This is a genomic window from Streptomyces sp. NPDC102270, from assembly GCF_044766405.1.
In the GTDB taxonomy this organism is placed as follows: domain Bacteria; phylum Actinomycetota; class Actinomycetes; order Streptomycetales; family Streptomycetaceae; genus Streptomyces.
Map to the genome: position 1 here is coordinate 114,194 of NZ_JBIWLX010000023.1, position 19,071 is coordinate 133,264.

Below are 19,071 nucleotides of genomic sequence, written 5' to 3' on the forward strand. Positions count from 1 at the left end.
AGATCGGCGACCGCCTGGAATCCGGGGTTCGCCTGAGAGCGGGGCTTTTCTACGAACCCGAGGCTCGCCTACGGTCCGCAGCCGCCTGAGATCCGCGGCCGCCTGAGATCGGCGACCGCCTGGAATCCGGGGTTCGCCTGAGAGCGGGGCTTTTCTACGAACCCGAGGCTCGCCTACGGTCCGCGACCGCCTGAGATCCGCGACCGCCAGGAATCCGCCGCGCACCTGGAATCCGTCGCCCGCCTGAGACCGAGGCCCGCCTGCGCCGAGGCCCGTCGACGACCCGAGGCCGCCTGCGACCCGACGCCCCCTACGACCCGAGCCCCGCCGAAGGCAGCCCGCTCGGCAGATTGTTGCCCTCCGCGCGGGTGTAGGTCTCCGTGCCGATTCCGCCCGTCCACTTCACCTTGAGCGTGGTCTTGTCCACCGACTCGACCGTCCCGTCGGCCCGGTCCGTGGTGCCGTCCGAGCACTTGAGGCGGATCGTGTCCGAGCTCGCGGTACCGCTGCACACCGTGCCGCCGGTGACGAAGAGCCCGGCCCGGTCGCCGTTGACCAGAAGCGCCACCGCCTTGCCGCGGGTGGTGGCCAGCCAGTTGCCCGCGACCTTGCCGGACGCCGAGGACGACGTACCGCCGGTGTCGCCGGAAGGGGAGGCCGAGGGCGACACCGGCGCGTTGGAGCTGGGCGACGTGTCGTCGTCCGAGCCCCCGCCGCTGCACGCGGTCAGGGCGAGCGTGCCCACCAGAGCCGCGGCCACGAGCCCGGCCCGCCGACCCGACACGGTGCGCGAGAAGATCGCCGAAGTCACTGGAAGCTCCCAAGCTGTAGCGGTCGGCCAGACGACCGCAGCAAGCTACCAGCGGGTACCCGTGAGTGCTACCAGGACGATTTGCGGACACCCGGCAGACAGCCCGCGTGCGCCTGCTCCCGCAGTCCCACCCGGGACAGTCCGAAGGCCCGGAAGTAGCCGCGCGGCCGCCCGTCCACCTGGTCCCGGTTACGCACGCGCGTGGCACTCGCGTCCCGCGGCTGCCGCCGCAACTCCTCCCGCGCCGCGAGCCGTTCGGCGTCCGTGGACGACGGCCTGCGGATGATCTCCTTCAGCTCGGCCCGCCGTACGGCGTACCGCGCGACGACCTCCTGACGCTTCACGTTCTGCGCGATCTTGCTCTTCTTCGCCATACCGGTGCTCCCCTCAGATCCGCACACCGTGCGCGCGGATCCGCGCCACGGCCGCCTCGACGCCGATCGAGTCGACGGTCTTGATGCCCTTGGTGCTCAGTCGCAGCCGCACGTACCGGCCCTCGCTCGGCAGCCAGTAGCGCTTGGACTGGATGTTGGGGTCGAAGCGGCGCGAAGTGCGCCGGTGGGAGTGGGAGATGCGGTTGCCGAAGCCCGGCTGGGCGCCGGTCAGCATGCAGTGGGCGGACACGGGTGATGCACCTCTCTCGGAGCGGGGATGTAAATGGAATTCATTTTCAGTAAGATAGCAGCATGGCACGCAACGAACTCCGCCCGGTCATCAGGCTCCGGTCCACCGCCGGGACCGGCTTCACCTATGTGACCCGCAAGAACCGGCGCACCGACCCGGACCGAATGACCCTGCGGAAGTACGACCCGGTCGTCGCCCGCCACGTCGACTTCCGAGAGGAGCGCTGACCATGCGCGAGGCAATCCACCCGTCCTACGGCCCGGTCGTCTTCCGTGACCGTGCCGCGAACCACGCCTTCCTCACCCGCTCGACCCTTTCGGCGACGGCGAGCGGAAAGACGATCGAGTGGGAGGACGGCCACACCTACCCGGTCGTGGACGTCGAGATCTCCAACGTCAGCCACCCCTTCTACACCGGCACGGCCCGCGTCCTGGACACCGCAGGCCGCGTGGAGCGCTTCGAGCGCCGGTACGGAAAGCAGGGCTGATGCTCTCCGTCGTGATCGTCGGCGGGCTGCACGCCGACGCGCGCAAGGCGGCCGTCGGGCAGCTGCTCGCCGACGTGCCGGGCAGCGCCGTCCTCCACCACGACCTGGCGACGGCGGCGGCCGGCACCGTCGTACGGACGGTCCGCGACGCCACCGGCATCCTGTCCGCAGGCGAGACACCGTTGGTCAACGACTGCGCCTGCTGCGCGCTCCGGGAGGACCTGGTCCCGGAGCTGCGCCGCCTGGACGCGGCCGGGACGCTCCGCCTCGCGGTCGTCGAGCTGTGGGACTCCGTCGAGCCCAAGGCGATGGCCGAGGTGGTCGCGGCCGCCGGGCTCACGGTCACCGGCGTGATCACCGCGGTCGACCCGGCCCTCGTCCTGCCCTTCCTCGGCAACGGCGACGACCTCGCCGACCGCGGCCTCGCCGCCGCCGCCACCGACCAGCGCACGGTCGCCGACACCTTCGCCCGCCAGCTGGAGTACGCCCCCGTCCTCGCCGTCCTCGACTCCCCGGAGGCCGACGAGGAGGACCACGAACTCCTCACCCAACTCCACCCGACGGCCCACCGGGTGCCGATCCGTGACGGCGAACCGACCGACGAGGCGGGCACCCGCCATCCGGTACGGCACCGCGCGCACTCATCCCTCGCCCGTGCCGCCCTCGCCGGGTTCGACGTGGAGGCCGCCGCGGCGGCCCAGCATCCCGCCTGTGCCCTGCTGCCCGCCGAGGCCGAGGCGCACGGTGTCGCCACGCTCGTCTGGCACCGGCGTCGGCCCTTCCACCCGGAGCGGCTGTACGAGGCGCTGGAGGACATCACCTGCGCGGCCGCCCGCAGTCGGGGCCGGTTCTGGCTCGCCGACAAGCCTGACGTGCTGCTGCACTGGGACGCGGCGGGCGGTGCCCTGTGCGTGGAGAGCGCCGGGCCGTGGCTGGCCTCGCTCCCGGACGCGGCCTGGGACATGGTCCCGCCGGTACGCCGGGCGGCCGCCGCGACGGACTGGCACCCCGAGCACGGTGACTGCTGCCAGCACCTCGTCTTCACCTCGCCCGGCCTCGACCGCGACGGACTCGAACGTCTCCTGGAGTCCTGCCTGCTGACCGACGCCGAGTACACCGCGGGGCGCGACGCCTGGAAACGCCTGCCGCCCGCCTTCGACACCCTCCTGGAGGTCTGATGCCTCGCAAGCCCGACCGCAAGCCCGCCAAGAACCGGCCCAATCCGCTGGACGCGGCCGAGATCACCTACATCGACTACAAGGACACCGACCTGCTGCGGAAGTTCATCTCCGACCGCGGCAAGATCCGCAGCCGCCGCGTCACCCGCGTGTCGGCCCAGCAGCAGCGACAGCTCGCCCGCGCCATCAAGAACGCCCGCGAGATGGCACTGCTGCCCTACTCCAGCAGGTGAGCAGCCAGGTCGGTGATTCCCTACGGTCGACGCGCAGGGAATCACCGACGTCCTCGGTCTGACCGTCACCGCCGAGCCCAGCTCGGCCCGGAGGGTCATGCTGGCCACGCCCGACCTCGACGCGGCCTGCGAGGAAGGCCGACGTGACCGCACCAGACCGTCGAGGCCTGGACCACCGGCGCTGACGCCGGACCGCGTCTTGCCCACACTCGCGAGCGCCGTAGGCCGCGAGGTGCGGCGACTGGTGCATAACGGTGGGCCGCAGCCCGTCCAGGCTCTGGCCGACGGCCACTTCGCCATGCGGCGCCCGAGCCTGTCCGAGCACCTGAGGGCGTTGTGCGAGGCCGGCCTCGTCTCCGGGCAGCACTCCGGCCGGCAGCACATCAATCGACTGGAGGCGGCCCCGCCCGCCAAGGTCTGACGTGCCCTCACCGAGCCCCAACTGCTCATGCAGCGGCAGATGCAAGAGCCGGAGGCGTGCCGGCTCAAGGCGGGACTCCAATTCACCACGGCCTCCGTCCCGCCGCCCAGCTCACCTCTCCGGCACCGGCGACGTGGAGTTTCCCTCCTTCGAGCCGCACCGGACGCCGAGCCTCCGGTGACCCGACCCCGATCCGGCCAACTCCGCGCACCGGACCGTCACATGGAACGTGGAACAGTAAGGGCCCGGTACGCGTCTCTTCCTAGTGCACGAGGGATTCGATCCCGACGATCCCGCTCAGCCGATGGCCCGGACGATCATGGACGGGGACTGGCGGACGCATGTGACGCGGGCACCGGGGCACACAATGGAACGTATCAAGCGCCCCCGGCGTCACATCTGTAACCACGGGAACACCCCGCGTGCACGTGCATCTGCTCATGCATCTGCACGTGAACAGAGCTATGATCCGGACCAGTTGACCACTGCATCACTGGCCACAAGGGCCACCGCACCACCGGGGAGCGACCTGTGGACCTCGACGTGTACAACGGCATGACGGCCACGGATCTGCGCGGGGTGGCCTGGCAGAAGAGCCGGCACAGCAACTCGCAGGGTTCCTGCGTGGAGTTCGCGCGCCTTCCGGACGGCGGAGTTGCCGTTCGCAACTCCCGCTTCCCGGACGGCCCCGCGCTCGTCTACACCCGCGCGGAGATCGAGGCGATGCTTCTCGGCATCAAGGACGGCGAGTTCGACCACCTGATAGCGGGCTGAACCCCGGCCACCTACAGGTGACCGGGGGTGAGCGCCACAGCGCAGCGTGTAACGCGCGTAGAATCGTGGCCTCGTAAAGCGTCGCGGTGCATCACTCGGTGGAACCCGCGGTCGGCCCGGCGTGCGGCTGGAGCCGGAACAGCGCCCAGACCAACTTGCCGCCCAGTGTTCCCGCCATCGGATGCCATCCCCAGCTGTCGCTGAAGGAGTCGACGAGGAACAGTCCGCGTCCCGACTCCGCCGAGAAGTCCTCGGAATCGCGGGCGACCGGACTCTCCTGGCTGGGATCGCGCACCGCGCAGACCAGTCGTCCGGTCCACCGCATCAAGTGCAGCCGCACGGGCGGATTGTGCTCCACCGTGTGCACGCTGTTCGCCGGCATCGCGTGCCGCAGCGCGTTGGTGACCAGTTCGGAAACGACGAGACAGATGTCGTCGAAGTGGTCGCTCAGTTCCCACTGGTCGAGCGTTCTGCGAGTGAACCTCCGTGCGTCGCCCACCGCTTCGTAGCGGGCGGGCAGGGAACAGGAGGCGGCGTCGGACACGGCCGCGGGATCCAGCGGCGGAAGGCCCTGCCGTAACGGCTCGAGCATGGTCGATCCATTCATCCCCATGCGAGGCACTCCCGGGAACTCGCGGTCGTTGCGATGCAGCGGTTGCGCGGGACCATGGTTTCGGATGAGCGATGCAGATGCAAGGTGCAGATGCACGTGCACGTGACCGAATTAGCCCTACCCGTACCGCTTGTTGGCCATTTTTTCCGCCATCTTCTCTACAGGTTCTTGCCTCTTCCTCCTCTCTACCTGTCTCGGTGCTGCGCAGAATCTTTGGCTTCTTTCCATATCTGTAATCGGACGAGTACTGCTCGGAGTGTTTTAGTGGCAGACTTCGGCCCCTGAAGACGTTGGGGAGGCTGGCGAACGTGAGCGCGGGAGAGCCCGGATCGGTGGTGCGGCGGATGCTGCTCGGCTCGCAACTCAGGCGGCTGCGTGAGGCCCGGGGCATCACGCGCGAGGCGGCGGGCTACTCGATCCGCGCGTCCGAGTCGAAGATCAGCCGGATGGAGTTGGGCCGGGTGAGCTTCAAGACGCGTGACGTGGAAGACCTGTTGACGCTGTATGGCATCACGGACGAGCAGGAGCGGGCCTCGCTCCTCTCCCTCGCCCGCGAGGCCAACGTCGCGGGCTGGTGGCACAGTTACTCCGACGTCCTGCCGAGCTGGTTCCCCACCTATGTGGGTCTGGAGGGCGCGGCCTCCCTCATCCGCGTCTACGAGGTGCAGTTCATCCACGGCCTGCTGCAGACCGAGGCGTATGCACGTGCAGTGGTGCGGCGCGGCATGAAGGGCGCGAGCGCGGCGGACGTCGAGAAGCGTGTCGCGCTGCGCCTGGAGCGGCAGAAGTACCTGGCCGACGACGGCGGCCCCGAGTTCCATGTGGTGCTCGACGAGGCGTCCCTGCGCCGCCCGTACGGCGACCGCCAGGTGATGCGCGGTCAGCTCCAGCACCTCATCGACATCTCCGAACGCCCCAACGTACGGCTGCAGATCATGCCGTTCGGCTTCGGCGGGCACTCCGGCGAGAGCGGCGCCTTCACGATCCTCAGCTTCACCGAGTCCGACCTGACGGACGTCGTCTACCTGGAGCAGCTCACCAGCGCGCTCTATCTGGACAAGCGCGAGGACGTCACGCAGTACGAGAAGGCGATGAAGGAACTCCAGCAGGACAGCCCCGGCCCTGGCGAGAGCCGGGATCTGCTGCGCGGCCTCCTCCAGCTCTCCTGAGCGCGCGGGATCTCCACCGACCCCCCGAGGGTTCTCCCCGGAAGTTTGCTCAGTGTGCCCAACTGGCGTATCGCGCACGTACGATGACGTGTGATCAGACCGTGACGTTGATCGTGTGTCTGCTAGTGATTTGGGGATCACATGTCGTCGTACTTCACCGACCTGGCCCAGCAGTACATCGACGGTGAGTGGCGCCCGGGCACCGGCTCCTGGGACATCATCGACTTCAACCCGTACGACGACGAGAAGCTGGCGTCGATCACGATAGCCACGGTCGATGAGGTCGACGAGGCGTACCGGGCCGCCGCCCGCGCGCAGAAGAAGTGGGCCGAGACCAATCCCTACGCCCGCCGCGCGGTGTTCGAGAAGGCGCTCCGGCTGATCGAGGAGCGCGAGGGGGAGATCTCCGAGGCGATCATCGCGGAGCTCGGCGGCACCCGCCTGAAGGCCGGCTTCGAACTCCACCTCGCCAAGGAGTTCCTGCGCGAGGCGATCAACCTGTCGCTGCGCCCCGAGGGCAGGATCATCCCCTCGCCGGTGGACGGTAAGGAGAACCGCGTCTACCGCGTCCCGGTCGGCGTCGTGGGCGTGATCAGCCCCTTCAACTTCCCCTTCCTGCTGTCGATCAAGTCGGTCGCCCCCGCGCTCGCGCTCGGCAACGCCGTCGTCCTCAAGCCGCACCAGAACACGCCAATCGTCGGCGGTTCCCTGGTCGCGAAGATCTTCGAGGACGCCGGGCTGCCCGCCGGTCTGCTCAACGTCGTCATCACCGACATCGCCGAGATCGGCGACGCCTTCCTGGAGCACCCGGTCCCGAAGGTCATCTCCTTCACCGGCTCCGACAAGGTCGGCCGCCACGTGGCCACCGTCTGCGCCGCCAACTTCAAGCGCTCGGTCCTCGAACTGGGCGGCAACAGCGCCCTGGTGGTCCTCGACGACGCCGACCTCGACTACGCGGTCGACGCCGCCGTCTTCAGCCGCTACGTCCACCAGGGCCAGGTCTGCATGGCCGCCAACCGCGTCCTGGTCGACCGTACGGTCGCCGGGGAGTTCACCGAGAAGTTCGTCGCCAAGGTGCGGACGCTGAAGGCCGGCGACCCGCGCGACCCCGAGACGGTCATCGGACCGGTCATCAACTCCTCGCAGGCGGAGGCCATTTCGGGCGCCGTCGAGCAGGCGCTCGCCGAGGGCGCGACCGCGCTGATCCACGGCACCAGGACGGACAACCTGGTCGAGCCCTCCGTCCTGACGGACCTCCCGGCGAACTCGCCCCTCCTCAAGCAGGAGCTCTTCGGCCCGGTCGCCCTCCTCGTCACCTTCGACGGCGAGGAGGAGGCCGTCCGCCTGGTCAACGACACCCCGTACGGCCTCAGCGGCGCCGTCCACACCGCGAACATCGAGCGCGGTGTCGCCTTCGCCAAGCAGATCGACACCGGCATGTTCCACGTCAACGACGGCACCGTCCACGACGAGCCGATCGTCCCCTTCGGCGGCGAGAAGCACTCCGGCATCGGCCGCCTGAACGGCGACACCATGCTGGACTCCTTCACCACCACCAAGTGGATCTCGGTCCAGCACGGCCGCAGCGCCTTCCCCTTCTGATCCGCCGAGAACGACCGCCGCCACGGCCCCTTCAGGACAGCACCTGTCCTGAAGGGGCCGTAGCTTCGTGGGTGTCGGGGGAAGGCCCCCGAGTCCGACGAAAGGCGGCTGTCATGGTCACTCACGTTCCCGCGGAGAAGTACGGCGACGAGCGCGGAGCGCTTCTGGCCTTCCTGGAGGAACAGCGCGGCGGGATCCGGCGGTCGGTGCTCGGACTGACGGACGAGCAGGCCGCCACCAGGCCCAGCGCGAGCGAGCTCTCCCTCGCCGGGCTGATCAAGCACGTCGCCGAGACCGAGCAGGGCTGGATCGCCCGCGCCAAGGGCGAGGAGCCGGCCGTACGCCGGGAGCCGTCGAACTGGCACGAGTGTTTCGCCCTGGTCGGCGACGAGACCGTCGCTTCGCAGCTGGCGTACTGGGAGAAGGTGGCCGCCGAGACGGAGGCGTTCGCCCGTTCGGTGCCGAGCCTCGACGACACCTTCCCGCTCCCGGACCAGCCCTGGTTCCCGCCCGAGGGCCGGGTCTCCGTGCGCTGGGTGCTGCTGCACCTGATCCGTGAGACGGCTCGCCACGCCGGGCACGCCGACATCATCCGCGAGTCCCTCGACGGGAAGACCGCGTTCGAGCTGGTGGCGCTCGCCGAAAAGTGAGGCCATAACCTGGACCGCATGTCAGCGATCCGACTTCTCGTGCTCGGCGCGGTCCGCCAGCACGGGCGGGCCCACGGCTACCAGGTGCGCAACGACCTGGAGTACTGGGGCGCGCACGAGTGGTCCAACGCCAAGCCCGGCTCGATCTACCACGCCCTGAAACAGATGGCGAAGCAGGGACTGCTGATCGAGCACGAGACGGCGCCGTCCACCGCGGGCGGTCCCCCGCGCACGGAGTACGAGATCACCGAGGCCGGCACCGAGGAGTGCTTCCGGCTGGTGCGCGAGGCGCTGACCTCGTACGACCAGAAGATGGACGTCAAGTCGGCCGCCATCGGCTTCATCGTCGAACTGCCGCGCGCCGAAGCCGTGGCGCTGCTCAAGGAGCGGATCCGCGGGATCGAGGCGTGGCGGTCCTCGGTCACCGAGCACTACGTCCCCGAGGACGGTCCGGAACAGCTCGGCCACATCGGCGAGATCATGAACCTCTGGCTCCACACGGCCGACGCCGAGGCCGAGTGGACCCAGGGGCTCATCGCCCGCATCGAGGGCGGGGCGTACACCTTCGCGGGGGAGGGCGACCCGTTCGTCGGTGTCCTGGCCGAGGGCGAGGAGAACCCGTACGCGACGGGGGAGCCGCATCCCGGGGACTCTGGCTAATCAGGTTTGACGAGTGTGGTTGGCGGCGTTGCTTTGAAGGTAGTCAAGTTTGATTAGATCCTGGTCCTGGAGGGTGCCCGATGACCGACGTGATCGTCGCGGAAGGCCTGCGGCAAGCGGTACGGCGACAAGGCCGCCCTGGACGGGCTCGACCTGAGGGTCGCGCGCGGCAGCGTCCACGGCCTGCTCGGCCCCAACGGCGCGGGAAAGACCACCTTGGTCCGCGTCCTGTCCAGGCTGTTGCGCCCGGACGAGGGCCGCGCCGAGGTGGCGGGCCATGACGTGGAGCGCGATGCCTATGACGTACGGCTGCGCATCGGCCTGCTCGGCCAGCACGCGGCCCTCGACGAGGAGCTCGGCGGCCGCCAGATCCTGGAGATGCCGGCCGCCTCTACCACCTGGGCGCCCGCCACGCGCGCGTGCGTGCCGACGAACTCCTGGCCGCGGTGGGCCTGTTGCTGCTCTTCCGCTTCGCGATGCTCTGGATCGGCATCCACCTCGCGATGGTCGCCGGCACACCGGAGATGGTGCAGGCCGTGCAGATCCTGGTCTGGCCGGTCGGCTTCCTGTCCAACGCGTTCGCGACCCCCGACTCCATGGCCCGGCCGGCTGGGCACGGTCGTCGACTGGAACCCCCATGTCCCAGACGGCAACGGCGGTCCGGGACCTGGTGGGCGGCCCGGGCGGCGAACCGGGGCACGTGTGGGCGGCGGTGGTGTTGCTGGCGGTCTTCTTTCGGCCGGCGGTCCGCAGGTTCGCCGGGCTGAGCCGCTAGAGCCGCTGGAGCCGGTTGGTCTCGGGCCCCAGCGGCGTTGCCGCGTCCGCCGGGCCCAGGGCCCTAGTGATGGAAGCCGGTCGCCGCTTCCTTGTTCCTGGTGAACGGGTGCGACTGCCGGCGCAGTTCGGGCAGCAACTGCTCCAGGTCCTCCACGAACAGTTCGGCAAGGTCGGCGGAGAAGCCGTTGCGGCACACCACCCGCAGTACCGACAGGTCCTCCCTGTTCGGCGGGAAGGTGTACGCCGGCACGAGCCAGCCCCGCTCACGCAGCCGCCGGGAGACGTCGAAGACGTCGTACGCCTGGACGTCCGGGGCCGTCGTGAACGCGAACACCGGGAGTTCGTCGCCGCGGGTCAGCAGCCGGAAGTCGCCGAGTGCCTCCACGCGGTCGGCGACGCCCCGGGCCACGTCCCGCGTGGACTGCTGCACGGCCCGGTAGCCCTCGCGGCCCAGCCGCAGGAAGGTGTAGTACTGCGCGACGACCTGGGCGCCGGGGCGGGAGAAGTTCAGCGCGAAGGTCGGCATGTCGCCGCCCAGGTAGTTCACGCGGAACACGAGCTCCTCGGGCAGGGCCTCCTTGTCCCGCCACAGCGCCCAGCCGACCCCGGGATAGACCAGCCCGTACTTGTGCCCGGACGTGTTGATCGATGCCACACGGGGCAGCCGGAAGTCCCACACCAGGTCCTCGTCGAGGAAGGGCGCGACCATGGCGCCGGACGCGCCGTCGACGTGCACGGGGATGTCCAGACCGGTGCGCTCCTGGAGGGCGTCCAGAGCCGAGCAGAGGTCCGCGATGGGTTCGTAGGAGCCGTCGAAGGTGGAGCCGAGGATGCCGACGACCCCGATGGTGTTCTCGTCGCACAGCTCGGCGGCGGCCTGCGGGTCGAGGTGGAAGCGGTCGCCCTCCATGGGCACCTGACGGGCCTCGACCTCCCAGAAGTTGCAGAACTTGTCCCAGCAGACCTGGACGTTGACCCCCATGACCAGGTTGGGCCGCGCACCCGGGTACCGGTCGGCGTTGCGCTGCGCCCAGCGCCGCTTCAGCGCCATGCCCGCGAGCATGCACGCCTCACTGGACCCGGTCGTCGAGCAGCCCACCGCCGCCGAGGCATCCGGCGCGTTCCACAGGTCGGCGAGCATCGCCACACAGCGGCGCTCCAGCTCGGCGGTGCGCGGGTACTCGTCCTTGTCGATCATGTTCTTGTCCCGGCACTCACCCATCAGGATCCCGGCCTGCGGTTCCATCCAGGTCGTGACGAAGGTGGCGAGGTTCAGCCGGGAGTTGCCGTCGAGCATCAGCTCGTCGTGGACCACCTGGTAGGCGGTCGACGGTGGCAGGGGAGCGGTGGCGAGCCGGTGCTTGGGAGGGGCCTCGGTCATGCCGCCGACCGGATCGGCCTCGCCGTAGAAGGGATTGACGGACAACGGGCGCTCGTCGGGCTTCTCTGGTCCTTTGTGCAGTGGCATGGGTGTGCCTCCTGAAGGGATCAACGTGGGTCAGCGGACTGGGGTTCCGTCCTCGCGCAACTGCATCTGCGGCCGCCCCGTCACCAGCAGCCAGGCCGCGAGGGAGCCGGTGCACAGCAGCGCGAGGATCGTGGGCGAGGCCACCAGCACGGCGGCGACGAACAGACTCACCCAGGCCTGTCGGGTGATGGCGAGCAACACGCCCAGCACTCCGGCCGCCACGCCGACGGCCGGGTGCACGGCGTCCACGAGCGCGTGCGCGCACAGCCCGAAGGCGACGCCGACGAACACGGCCGGGAAGATCCGCCCGCCCCGGAAGCCGCAGGAGGTGGCGACGAGCAGCGCGGCCAGCTTCACGACCGTCATGGTGGCGAACTGCCCGGCCGACCAGCCGTCGGGATCGGCAGCCAGCTCCCCGATCTCGTCGAGCCCTTTGAAGAGCGTCAGATGGCCGCCCACGGCCGCCAGCAGCCCCAGGACGAGCCCGCCCACCGGCAGCATCAGCATCGGGTGCCGCAACCGCGCGAACGCGCCGTGGACGTACGGGAGGGCGAGCACGGCCGCCATGCCGAGCAGCGCGGCGGCCGACGCGATCACCAGCATCGCCAGTAGGTCGCCCCAGCCGGGCAGCCCGAACGCGGGCAGATGCAGGTCGAAACTCGGCTCGGCCACCAGAGTGGTCGTCAAGGCGCCGGCCGTGGCCGCCACCAACGGGCCGAAGACGTTGTCCCACAGAGCACCCTTGAGCTGCCGGCCGGCCAGTGCCTCGGAGATCACCAGCGCCGCCGCCACCGGCGTCCCGAACAGCGCGCCGATCGTCGCCGCCTCCGCCAGCACCGGCCACAGTGCGCGCGGCATCCGTGGGATCAGCCTGCGCCCCAGCCAGAAGGCGAGCCCCACGTTCACCGCGATGATCGGGTTCTCGGGCCCCAGGCTCGGCCCGCCCGCGAGCATCAGCGCGGTCGCCAGGAGGAGCCCCGGCAGCACGGCAGGCGGCAGCACGGGAGCGTCCAGACCGGTGGTCGCCGGATCCGGACCGGCGTGCCCGGGCGCCTTCCACACCACCAGACCCACGGCCACCCCGGTTGCGGTGAGCATGACCAGCATCCACAGCACGGAGTACCGGCCCACCCCCAGTGCGTCCGGCAGGTTCCGCCACAGCACGTGCTGGAGCTGCTCGGCCGCCGCGCTCACCCCGAGGAACAGCAGACTCGCGGCCACCCCGACGACGAGAGCGGGGAGGATCAGCGGCAGCAGGGCGCGCGCCGGGGTCGCCGGGGCGGCGGATGCCTGCTGCGCGGTGTCCTGGGCCACGAACTCACGATAAGCGGACGAAACGGGCGGAACATCCGGAGGTGTCCCTACGGACTTGCACCTCACGTGGCGTGAGGAGCCACCGTGGAGCGCGTACCGAGAAGGGAGCGGACGAAGTGAGCTACTCCGTGGGACAGGTCGCGGGCTTCGCCGGCGTCACCGTGCGCACACTGCACCACTACGACGACATCGGCCTGCTCGTGCCCAGCGAGCGCAGCCACGCGGGCCACCGGCGCTACAGCGACGCCGACCTCGACCGGCTGCAGCAGATCCTGTTCTACCGGGAGCTCGGCTTCCCGCTCGACGAGGTCGCCGCCCTGCTCGACGATCCGGCCACGGACCCACGCGCGCACCTGCGCCGGCAGCACGAGCTGCTGACCGCCCGGATCGAGAAGTTGCAGAAGATGGCGGCGGCCGTGGAGCACGCCATGGAGGCACGCACGATGGGAATCGATCTCACGCCGGAGGAGAAGTTCGAGGTGTTCGGCGACAAGGACCCCGAGCAGTACGCCGAGGAGGCGGAACAGCGGTGGGGCGGCACGGAGATCTACGCCGAGTCGCAGCGCCGCGCGGCCCGCTACACCAAGGACGACTGGAAGCGCATCACCGCCGCGGTGAACGACTGGGAGCAGCGCTACACGGCCCTGATGGCCGCCGGTGAACCCCCGACCGGCGAACGCGCCATGGACATGGCCGAGGAACACCGTCGGCACATCAGCACCTGGTACTTCGAGTGCCCGTACGAGATGCACACGTGTCTCGCGGAGATGTACGTCTCCGACGAGCGTTTCACGGCGTACTACGACTCGATGCGCGAGGGCCTGGCCGAGCACCTCAAGGACGCGATCCTCGCCAACGCCGCCCGCCGCACCTCGTGACCGTCCTGGCCCGGGACCCCGTACGGGTCACTCCCGGGTCAGGATCACCGCCGTGCCGTAGGCGCACACCTCCGTGCCGAGGTCCGCCGCCTCGGTCACGTCGAAGCGGAACATCAGCACGGCGTTCGCCCCACGCGCGCGTGCCTGCTCGACGAGCCGTTCCATGGCCTGGTTGCGGGTCTGCACCAGCGTCTTGGTGAGCCCCTTGAGCTCGCCGCCGACCATCGACTTCAGCCCGGCGCCGATCTGACTGCCGAGGTGACGGGAGCGCACGGTCAGCCCGAAGACCTCACCCAGCACCTCCTGCACCCGGTGACCGGGCACGTCGTTCGTCGTCACCACGAGCACGTCGGGCCGAGGCCCCTGGCCGCCGCCGTATTCGTCAATACCCATGGCTCACAGCTTTGTCCCGGACGGCGCACAGTGCATCCTGAGGACGCCCATGGAACCTGGGCCACCACGGCTGCGTTGATACTTGAGGGCAGCCAGTCCCCGCCCCGATCCCCACACGCAGGAGCCACAATCCCGTGACCACGCTCGCGCTCGGCCCCGAGTGGCTCAGCCCCGACTATCTGATCCAGACCTTCAGCCTCCCCGGCATCCTGCTGATCGTCTTCGCCGAGTCAGGCCTCTTCGCGTTCCTGCCGGGTGACTCCCTGCTGTTCACGGCGGGTCTCTTCGTGGCCGAGGGGAACTTCATCAGCCAGCCGCTGTGGCTGGTGTGCGCGCTCATCGTGCTGGCCGCCGTCCTCGGCGACCAGGTGGGCTACATGATCGGCAAGTTCTTCGGCCCGAGGCTCTTCAGCCGCCCCAACTCCAGGCTCTTCAAGCAGGAGAACCTGGAGAAGGCGAACGAGTTCATGGAGAAGTTCGGCCCCAAGGCGATCGTCCTGGCCCGCTTCGTGCCGATCGTGCGCACCTTCGCCCCCATCGTGGCGGGCGCCGGCCGGATGAAGTACCGCACCTTCCTGACGTACAACATCATCGGCGGCGCAGCCTGGGGCACGGGCGTGACCCTCGCCGGCTACTGGCTCGGCCAGATCGACGTCATCAAGAAGAACGTCGAGGCGATCCTCATCCTGATCGTCCTGGTCTCGGTGGTCCCGATCCTCATCGAGTACCTGCGCGAGCGCTCCAAGAAGAAGAAGGCGGCGGCCCAGGCCCCGCCCCAGCAGCCGTACCAGCCCATGGACGACGCGACGACCCAGCTCCGCCGCATCCCGTCGAGCGACGAGCAGCAGCCGCCTCAGCAGTACTACGGTCAGCAGCAGCCCAGCGCCCAGCAGTACCCCCAGGGATACGGCAACCAGCAGCAGTACGGGCAGCAGAACCAGCAGTACCCCTACAACGAGGGCTACTGACACTTCCAAGGGGCGCGGGGAACTGCGCGGCCGACCACGACGAGCCCGCGGTCACCGGCTCTCAGAACCCCCGCGTCCTCTTCGCGGCCCGCCGCTTCCCCGCGGAACCGACCCTCAGGAACAGCCGGGAGATCTCCGACCCCAGGTTGACCCCGATGGCGATGGCCATGGCCAGAGCCGCCGCCTTCGACAGGGACACCAGCCCTTCGTCGACCTTGCTCCCGGCGATCGACAGCAGCCCGAAGTACGTGGCGGAACCCGGCAGCAGCGGCCCGATCGCCGCGGTCGTGTACGGCAGCGCGGACGCGAACCGGTACCGGGACAGCAACTGCCCGAACAGCCCGACCAGCCCCGCCGCCACGGCCGTGGAGGCGACCGGGGAGAACTCGCCGGCGTAGTGCATCGCGCCGTACACACACCACGCGACACCGCCGTTCAGCGTGACGGCCAGCACGGTGGATCGTTCCTGCTGCAACAGCACCGCGAACGTCAGCGACAGCAGCATCGACGCCGCGATCTGCCACAGCGGCCGCGAAACCGTCGACAGCGCCTCGTCGGGGTTGAGATGCGCCCCCAGCTGCACCCCGACGTAGAGCATCACGAGCACGCCCACCACGATGCCCACGAAGAAGTACATGACCTCCAGGAGCCGGGCCGACGCGGTGATGTAGAAGCCGGTCAGGCCGTCCTGGACGCCCGCCACCAGAGCCCGCCCGGGCAGCAGCGCGAACAGCCCACCGGTGATCACCGCGGACGCCTTCACGTCCACATGGGCCAGCGTCAGCGCGATCCCGATCGCGGCGGGCGGCATCGCGGCGACCGTGAACTGGTAGAACTCCGGCAGCCCCCGCCCCGCGCACAGCCACGCCAGCCGGTCGCCGAGCATCGCGCCCAGCATGGCCGCGACGAACACCAGCAGGTCACCGCCGACCAGGATCGAGGCCGCGCCCGCGAGCAGCCCGCTCGCCGAGGTGAGCACCCAGGTCGGATACGGGTGCCGGTTGCGGCGGATCTCCGCGAGCCGCCGGTAGGCGTCCTCCAGGGAGATGGCCGTCTCGGGGTCGCTGAGGTCGTCCACGAGCTGGAACACGGCCGCGAGGCGCGTGTAGTCGGTGCCGCGCCGCCGCACCGTCCTGGAGGCCGTCACGGGGTCGTCCACGAGCGACGGCTGGTACGTGATCGACAGCAGTGTGAAGGTGACGTTGGGCTCGCAGCGGTCCAGGCCGTAGGACCGGCAGACGGCGAACATCGCCGCCTCCACGTCCTCGGCGCCCTCACCGCCCGCGAGCAGCAACTCGCCGATCCGCAGGGTCAGGTCGAGCACGCGCGGGACGGCCGGGCCGGCATCGTCCTCGGTCTTCTGCGCCGGCTCCGGGGCGGGCCGCTCGGCCACCGGCATCCGCAGCATCGTGCGCATCCGGTCCTGCCAGGGCACGTCCTTGGTGAGACTGACCACCGGTATGCCGGCCGGCGGGGTGAACGCGGGCGGCGCGTCCTTCGCGCTGTAGGTGCGGGGCGTACTGAACGCCGACCCCTCCGGCTCCGCCACCGACGGCTGCGGGACGTCCAGTCCCTTCGGCACCGCGAACTCCGACGTGGTCTCCGGCTCGCCGCCGACGACGGTTCTCGGCACGGCGAGCCCGTCGGGAAGGGCGAACTCGGACGTGATCTCGGAGTCGTAAAAACTCCTGGCCTCGTCCGACTGCGGCTTGCGGTGCTCCGCCTCCGTCACTGAGTAACGCTCCCTGAACGACACATTCCGTAAGCCTCAGTATGCGCGGGCATACGAACGGGCCGCACGCGTGTGCGTGCGGCCCGTCCGTGACACAGGCTCAGTGGCCGCCCGAGTCCTTGAAGCGCTTGTAGGACCGCTCGATCTCGGCCTCGGCGTCGACGCGGCCGACCCAGTCGGCACCCTCGACGGACTTGCCGGGCTCCAGGTCCTTGTAGACCTCGAAGAAGTGCTGGATCTCCAGGCGGTCGAACTCGGAGACGTGGTGGATGTCGCGCAGGTGCTCGACACGCGGGTCCGTCGCCGGGACGCACAGCAGCTTGTCGTCGCCGCCCGCCTCGTCCGTCATGCGGAACATGCCGATCGCACGGCACTTGATGAGGCAGCCCGGGAACGTCGGCTCGTCAAGAATGACCAGCGCGTCCAGCGGGTCGCCGTCCTCGCCGAGGGTGTTCTCGACGAAGCCGTAGTCGGTCGGGTAGGCGGTCGAGGTGAAGAGTCGACGGTCCAGGCGGATCCGACCGGTCTCGTGGTCCACCTCGTACTTGTTCCGCGAACCCTTCGGGATCTCGATCGTGACGTCGAACTCCACCGGTGACTCCTCCATGATCAACACATAGTTCTGGTGGTTAAGTGTCCCTCACGCAGGTGTGTGATCGCGAAAGGGGCTGTTGGTCGTGCCTGAACTGAGGCCTTGGCGGGCCGCGGGACCGCGGGTGACGCGGATCGCGAACGCCGTACGACCGCGTCTGGCACGCGCCGCGGACGCCGTACGACCAGGACTGACCCGGGCCACGGACACCGTACGGCCGTATCTCGCACGGACCGTCGAAGCTGTGAAACCGCAGGTCACACGGCTTGCCGGGGTGAGCAGGCCGAAGACCGCCAAGACCTGGCAGTACACCGCCGGTGCCGCCGGCGCCGGTCTGGCGCTGGCCGCCACCGTGGCGACCGCCGCCGGTCCGTGGGACTCCTCGGGTCAGCGTACGGCCGAGCGGGACCGGGCGGTCGCACTGGAGCAACCGGGTGGCGCAGATCACGGCGGTGATTCCGGTACGTCGGCCACGGCCCCGCGTCCCGCCCCGAGCGCCGCGTCCGTCCTCACCGGCCTGGGCCCGGCCGTCGTCACCGTGAAGTCCGCGCCGACCGGCAAGGCCCTCGCCGACGTCCTGGGGCCGCTCCTCGGCAACACGGCCCTCGGCACCCGCCGCACGGCCGTCGTCGTGGACGTCGCCGACGGCAAGCGGCTCTACGGCACGGGCGCCGACACGGCGCTGACCCCCGCCTCCACCACGAAGATCGCCACCGCCGTCGCCGCCCTGTCCGCCCTCGGCGCCGACCACCGCCTCACCACGCGCGCGGCCCTGGAATCCGACACCGGGGAACTCGTCCTCGTCGGCGGCGGCGACCCCACGCTCACCGCCCGCGCGGACGACGGGGGAGGCTGGGCGAGCCTGCGCGAACTGGCCCGGGAGACCGCCGCCGCCCTCAAGAAGCGGCACATCACGACCGTCACGCTCTCCTACGACAAGACCCGCTACGCGGGCCCCGAGATCCACCCGATCGGGGTCAACGACAACGTGGCCCCGGTCAGCGCCCTGATGGTGGACGAGGCCCGCACCGACGACTCCGCGAGCGGCCCCGTCGCGCGCGTGAGCGACCCGGCGACGGACGCGACCCGCGCGTTCGCGCGGTTCCTCGGGGACGACGGCATCAGGACGACGTCCCCCGGCCCCTCCAAGGCGACCGGCCGCGCCGAGGACCTCGCCGAGGTCTCCTCACCGCCCCTGTCCGCCCTGGTCGAACGCATGCTGACCAACAGCGACAACGACATCGCCGAGGCCCTCGCCCGCCAGACCGCCCTGGCCGACAAGCAGCGCGCCGACTTCGAGGGCGGCGGCAAAGCAATTCGTGACCGGCTGCGGAAACTCGGACTCCCGCTGGCCGGCGCCGACTTCCACGACGGCAGCGGACTCGACCGCGCCGACCGGCTCACGGCGAACCTGCTGACCTCCCTCCTGGTGAAGGCGGGCGACCCGGCCCACCCGGAATTGCGTCCCGTCCTCACCGGCCTCCCGGTGGCCGGTTTCACCGGCACTCTGAGCAGCCGTTACACCGACGGCGCGGCAGGCGTCGTACGGGCGAAGACGGGCACATTGACCGGCGTGAACACCCTGGCGGGGACGGTCGTCGACCGGGACGGCCGGCTGCTGGCCTTCGCCTTCCTGGCCTCGGACACGACGGACCCGGGGGCGGCGCAGAGCGCGCTGGACCGCACGGCCTCGGCGCTGGCCGCCTGCGGCTGCGGCTGACCCGGCG

Annotated in this window: 22 protein-coding genes and 1 pseudogene; 14 read left to right on the forward strand and 9 right to left on the reverse strand. The window is 70.0% G+C overall.

Going from position 1 to position 19,071, the window contains the following annotated elements:
* Window positions 1-310: 310 nt before the first annotated feature.
* The 3 genes from ACIRP7_RS38420 to rpmB all read right to left on the reverse strand — a co-directional run bounded on the left by ACIRP7_RS38420 (window position 311) and on the right by rpmB (window position 1,435).
* Window positions 311-811, reverse strand: coding sequence for a hypothetical protein (locus ACIRP7_RS38420; RefSeq protein WP_403669379.1), 501 nt, complete (start codon window positions 809-811; stop codon window positions 311-313).
* Between the two features lie 68 nt (window positions 812-879).
* Complete coding sequence (rpsN, locus tag ACIRP7_RS38425) at window positions 880-1,185, reverse strand: 30S ribosomal protein S14 (RefSeq protein WP_403669382.1); 306 nt, start codon at window positions 1,183-1,185, stop codon at window positions 880-882.
* Window positions 1,186-1,198: 13 nt separating this feature from the next.
* The gene (rpmB, locus tag ACIRP7_RS38430) at window positions 1,199-1,435 is read right to left on the reverse strand and encodes a 50S ribosomal protein L28 (protein ID WP_403669384.1); all 237 of its coding nucleotides are present in this window, start codon (window positions 1,433-1,435) and stop codon (window positions 1,199-1,201) included.
* Window positions 1,436-1,497: 62 nt separating this feature from the next.
* On the opposite strand from rpmB, the gene rpmG reads away from it, so the two are divergent.
* From rpmG to ACIRP7_RS38460, 6 genes are all read left to right on the forward strand, one after another.
* A complete protein-coding gene (gene rpmG / locus ACIRP7_RS38435) occupies window positions 1,498-1,662 on the forward strand; it encodes a 50S ribosomal protein L33 (protein ID WP_403669386.1) in 165 nt (54 codons plus the stop codon).
* Window positions 1,663-1,664: 2 nt separating this feature from the next.
* Window positions 1,665-1,922, forward strand: a complete 258-nt coding sequence (locus ACIRP7_RS38440; RefSeq protein ID WP_403669389.1) for a type B 50S ribosomal protein L31 — start codon at window positions 1,665-1,667, stop codon at window positions 1,920-1,922.
* Window positions 1,922-3,100 (forward strand): CobW family GTP-binding protein, encoded by a 1,179-nt coding sequence (locus ACIRP7_RS38445; RefSeq protein WP_403669391.1) that lies wholly within the window; start codon window positions 1,922-1,924, stop codon window positions 3,098-3,100. Before ACIRP7_RS38440 ends, ACIRP7_RS38445 begins: the two co-directional genes overlap by 1 nt.
* Window positions 3,100-3,333 carry a 30S ribosomal protein S18 gene (gene rpsR / locus ACIRP7_RS38450; RefSeq protein WP_403669394.1) on the forward strand — a complete coding sequence of 78 codons (234 nt, stop codon included), beginning with the start codon at window positions 3,100-3,102 and terminating at the stop codon, window positions 3,331-3,333. Before ACIRP7_RS38445 ends, rpsR begins: the two co-directional genes overlap by 1 nt.
* A gap of 199 nt (window positions 3,334-3,532) precedes the next feature.
* Window positions 3,533-3,754 (forward strand): ArsR/SmtB family transcription factor, encoded by a 222-nt coding sequence (locus tag ACIRP7_RS38455; protein WP_403669397.1) that lies wholly within the window; start codon window positions 3,533-3,535, stop codon window positions 3,752-3,754.
* 531 nt (window positions 3,755-4,285) lie between these two features.
* Entirely contained in the window at window positions 4,286-4,528 is a 243-nt protein-coding gene (locus ACIRP7_RS38460; RefSeq protein ID WP_031042736.1) for a DUF397 domain-containing protein, read from the forward strand.
* A gap of 91 nt (window positions 4,529-4,619) precedes the next feature.
* On the opposite strand, the gene ACIRP7_RS38465 is transcribed toward ACIRP7_RS38460, so the two are convergent.
* Window positions 4,620-5,120 (reverse strand): ATP-binding protein, encoded by a 501-nt coding sequence (locus ACIRP7_RS38465; RefSeq protein ID WP_403669400.1) that lies wholly within the window; start codon window positions 5,118-5,120, stop codon window positions 4,620-4,622.
* A 365-nt stretch (window positions 5,121-5,485) separates the two neighbouring features.
* Between ACIRP7_RS38465 and ACIRP7_RS38470 the strand changes: the two genes are divergently transcribed.
* From ACIRP7_RS38470 to ACIRP7_RS38490, 5 genes and pseudogenes are all read left to right on the forward strand, one after another.
* The gene (locus tag ACIRP7_RS38470; protein WP_390000389.1) at window positions 5,486-6,310 is read left to right on the forward strand and encodes a helix-turn-helix domain-containing protein; all 825 of its coding nucleotides are present in this window, start codon (window positions 5,486-5,488) and stop codon (window positions 6,308-6,310) included.
* A 141-nt stretch (window positions 6,311-6,451) separates the two neighbouring features.
* Window positions 6,452-7,912 (forward strand): aldehyde dehydrogenase family protein, encoded by a 1,461-nt coding sequence (locus ACIRP7_RS38475; RefSeq protein ID WP_403669403.1) that lies wholly within the window; start codon window positions 6,452-6,454, stop codon window positions 7,910-7,912.
* A gap of 113 nt (window positions 7,913-8,025) precedes the next feature.
* Entirely contained in the window at window positions 8,026-8,562 is a 537-nt protein-coding gene (locus tag ACIRP7_RS38480) for a DinB family protein (protein ID WP_403669406.1), read from the forward strand.
* 18 nt (window positions 8,563-8,580) lie between these two features.
* Window positions 8,581-9,222, forward strand: coding sequence for a PadR family transcriptional regulator (locus ACIRP7_RS38485; RefSeq protein ID WP_403669409.1), 642 nt, complete (start codon window positions 8,581-8,583; stop codon window positions 9,220-9,222).
* An 80-nt stretch (window positions 9,223-9,302) separates the two neighbouring features.
* Window positions 9,303-9,997: pseudogene (locus ACIRP7_RS38490) on the forward strand (ATP-binding cassette domain-containing protein).
* 63 nt (window positions 9,998-10,060) lie between these two features.
* Here the strand turns inward: ACIRP7_RS38490 and ACIRP7_RS38495 are convergent.
* Both ACIRP7_RS38495 and ACIRP7_RS38500 read right to left on the reverse strand, forming a co-directional pair.
* Window positions 10,061-11,467 carry a glutamate decarboxylase gene (locus ACIRP7_RS38495; RefSeq protein WP_403669412.1) on the reverse strand — a complete coding sequence of 469 codons (1,407 nt, stop codon included), beginning with the start codon at window positions 11,465-11,467 and terminating at the stop codon, window positions 10,061-10,063.
* Between the two features lie 30 nt (window positions 11,468-11,497).
* Window positions 11,498-12,781: an ion channel protein gene (locus ACIRP7_RS38500; RefSeq protein WP_403669415.1), complete on the reverse strand. Its 1,284-nt coding sequence runs from the start codon at window positions 12,779-12,781 to the stop codon at window positions 11,498-11,500.
* 116 nt (window positions 12,782-12,897) lie between these two features.
* On the opposite strand from ACIRP7_RS38500, the gene ACIRP7_RS38505 reads away from it, so the two are divergent.
* Entirely contained in the window at window positions 12,898-13,659 is a 762-nt protein-coding gene (locus ACIRP7_RS38505; RefSeq protein WP_403669418.1) for a MerR family transcriptional regulator, read from the forward strand.
* A 27-nt stretch (window positions 13,660-13,686) separates the two neighbouring features.
* On the opposite strand, the gene ACIRP7_RS38510 is transcribed toward ACIRP7_RS38505, so the two are convergent.
* Entirely contained in the window at window positions 13,687-14,052 is a 366-nt protein-coding gene (locus tag ACIRP7_RS38510; RefSeq protein WP_403669421.1) for a YbjQ family protein, read from the reverse strand.
* Window positions 14,053-14,186: 134 nt separating this feature from the next.
* Between ACIRP7_RS38510 and ACIRP7_RS38515 the strand changes: the two genes are divergently transcribed.
* On the forward strand, window positions 14,187-15,020 hold the full coding sequence (locus tag ACIRP7_RS38515) for a DedA family protein (protein ID WP_403669424.1): 834 nt from the start codon (window positions 14,187-14,189) through the stop codon (window positions 15,018-15,020).
* A gap of 61 nt (window positions 15,021-15,081) precedes the next feature.
* On the opposite strand, the gene ACIRP7_RS38520 is transcribed toward ACIRP7_RS38515, so the two are convergent.
* On the reverse strand, window positions 15,082-16,752 hold the full coding sequence (locus ACIRP7_RS38520) for a threonine/serine exporter ThrE family protein (protein ID WP_403669427.1): 1,671 nt from the start codon (window positions 16,750-16,752) through the stop codon (window positions 15,082-15,084).
* A gap of 100 nt (window positions 16,753-16,852) precedes the next feature.
* On the reverse strand, window positions 16,853-17,344 hold the full coding sequence (locus ACIRP7_RS38525; RefSeq protein ID WP_059209164.1) for an inorganic diphosphatase: 492 nt from the start codon (window positions 17,342-17,344) through the stop codon (window positions 16,853-16,855).
* Between the two features lie 79 nt (window positions 17,345-17,423).
* Between ACIRP7_RS38525 and dacB the strand changes: the two genes are divergently transcribed.
* Window positions 17,424-19,064, forward strand: a complete 1,641-nt coding sequence (gene dacB, locus ACIRP7_RS38530; protein ID WP_403669430.1) for a D-alanyl-D-alanine carboxypeptidase/D-alanyl-D-alanine-endopeptidase — start codon at window positions 17,424-17,426, stop codon at window positions 19,062-19,064.
* The last annotated feature ends 7 nt before the right edge of the window (window positions 19,065-19,071 follow it).